This window comes from Actinoplanes sp. NPDC048791 (assembly GCF_040650095.1).
Lineage (GTDB): Bacteria > Actinomycetota > Actinomycetes > Mycobacteriales > Micromonosporaceae > Actinoplanes.
In genome coordinates this window covers 1-2,186 of record NZ_JBEZGQ010001242.1, presented here as the reverse complement: position 1 = coordinate 2,186, position 2,186 = coordinate 1, and the positions used below count along the sequence as shown (strand labels likewise).

The 2,186-nt window shown below is 70.7% G+C and carries 2 protein-coding genes; both read left to right on the top strand.

The features are described 5' to 3' along the window. The first annotated feature begins 78 nt into the window (after positions 1–78). On the top strand, positions 79–1,590 hold the full coding sequence (locus tag AB0C29_RS44895) for an EAL domain-containing protein (protein ID WP_360833990.1): 1,512 nt from the start codon (positions 79–81) through the stop codon (positions 1,588–1,590). Positions 1,591–1,952: 362 nt separating this feature from the next. Continuing rightward, on the top strand, positions 1,953–2,186 hold a 234-nt coding region (locus AB0C29_RS44890; RefSeq protein WP_360833988.1), incomplete at its 3' end, for a twin-arginine translocation signal domain-containing protein.

Sequence of the window (2,186 nt, the reverse complement as noted above, 5' to 3'; positions counted from 1 at the left end):
TCTACCGCGAGTCCGGCACCACCGACCGGATCGTGCAGGATCCCGAAACCGTTAGCTCCTACCGGAACAGATTCGACAATGCCTGGGCCGCTGCTGCCGTACCTGGCCATCGCGGCCGCGGACCTGCCGCTGATCGCCGTGGCCGCCGGGCCGCTGCAGTGGCCCGGCCGGGTCTCGCTGATCGCCGCCGTGCTGGTCAGCGTCCTGGTCACGGCCCGGCAGTTCGTGGCCTTCCGGGACAACAAGCGGCTGCTCAGTGACATCCGGGGCCAGGAGGTGCGGCTGCAGCACGAGGTCAGCCACGACAGCCTGACCGGGCTGGCCAACCGGGCCCGGTTCCGCGGCGTGCTGCACGCCGCGCTGGTCAACGAGGCCTCCGCGACCGTGCTGCTGGTCGACCTGGACGATTTCAAGACGGTCAACGACTCGCTCGGCCACGACGTCGGTGACCGCCTGCTGGTCGCGGTGGCCGACGTGCTGCGTGAGCAGTGCGGGGCCGACGGCCTGCCGGTGCGCATCGGCGGTGACGAGTTCGCCGTGTTGCTGACCGGCGGCACCACGGTGGGGGAGACCGTCGCCCAGCGGGTGCTGGACGCGCTGACCCGGCCGATCAGCGAGCACCGGCTGCTGGTGCAGGCCAGCATCGGCATCGCGACCGCGGCGCCGGGCGCGACCCTGGACAGCGTGCTGCGCGACGCCGACGTGGCCATGTACGCCGCCAAGGGCCACGGCAAGGCCGGCTACGTGCGCTACGTGCCGGGCATGGAGGAGCCGATCCTGGCCCACATCCAGCTCGGCGGCGAGCTGCGCCGGGGCCTGGACGAGGGCGAGTTCCGGGTGGTCTACCAGCCGGTGGTCGCGCTGGCCGACGGCAAGATCGTCGGGGTCGAGGCGCTGGTGCGCTGGGACCACCCGGTCCGCGGCCCGGTGTCGCCGGTCGAGTTCATCCCGGTCGCCGAGCGCACCGGCCTGATCGTCGAGCTGGGCCGGTTCGTGCTGCGCGAGACGTGCCGGCAGATGGCCGCCTGGCTGGCCGAGTTCGGCCCGGACTCGCTGCAGAAGCCGGGCGTCAACGTCTCGGCCCGCCAGCTGCACGATCCCGACTTCGTCAGCGACGTGCTGGCCGCGCTGGCCGATTCCGGCCTGCCCACCGACCGCCTGGTGCTGGAGCTGACCGAGTCCGCGGTGCTGCGCGGCAGCCAGGTGTCGCGCACCCTGCACGAGCTCGACCGGCTCGGCGTGGCGCTGGCCCTGGACGACTTCGGCACGGGCGAGTCGTCGCTGAGCCTGCTGCGCTCGTTCCCGGCGGCGATCGTCAAGCTCGACAAGTCCTTCGTGGACGGTATCGAGATCGAGGACACCGAGGCCGGTGGCCGCGACGCCCGCCAGGCGGTCGCCCGCGCGGTCATCCAGCTGGCGAACGCGCTGGGCCTGGACACAGTGGCCGAAGGCATCGAGAACGAGGCCCAGGCCGAGCAGCTGCGCCTGCTGGGATACACCCTGGGCCAGGGCTACCACCTGGCCCGCCCGATGCCCGCCGAGGACTTCACCCGGCTGCTCGCCGCCCAGCGTCGCGCCGTCACGGCCTGACGTATACCGCTTGTCCCGCGCCCGCGGTGCGGGCACGGTGGGGTGTGACCGTCCACAACCACCGATCAGTAGTCGGTGAGCTGGGCGAAGGCCTTCGGAACGGGCGATGTCCGGCCTGTCCACATCGTCTGATCCACGGCTTTGGCGGGCACTTATCGCGTGCCGCAGCAAAACTTTTGCATATTTCGAAGATTCTTTTCGCCACTTGAGCGAAACAAACCATTAACATCAGCAAGCGAACGACTTCGATGCAACAAAAGTGCTCCGACGTGGCGCAGGGCTCCCCGAGAGCCGCCGCCCGAGCGGCCGATGCCGTGCGCCCACGTCATTCCCGCACCACCTACCGGGAGGCAGTGCAAGCGATGCAGAACGAGTCCACCGTCAGCCGCCGTCATCTTCTGGGCGCCGCCGCGGCCGGTGCCGCCGTGGTCGGCAGCTCCGCCGTCCTGGCCTCACCGGCCGAGGCGTCCAAGGGCGGCCGCCGGCTCGCCCGGGTGGCGCGCGTCAAGATCAGCGTGCAGCTGAACACCCTGCGCAAACAGCTCACCATCTACCTGGACGCCAGCCTGGCCGAGCTGGCCGAGATCGGGTACACC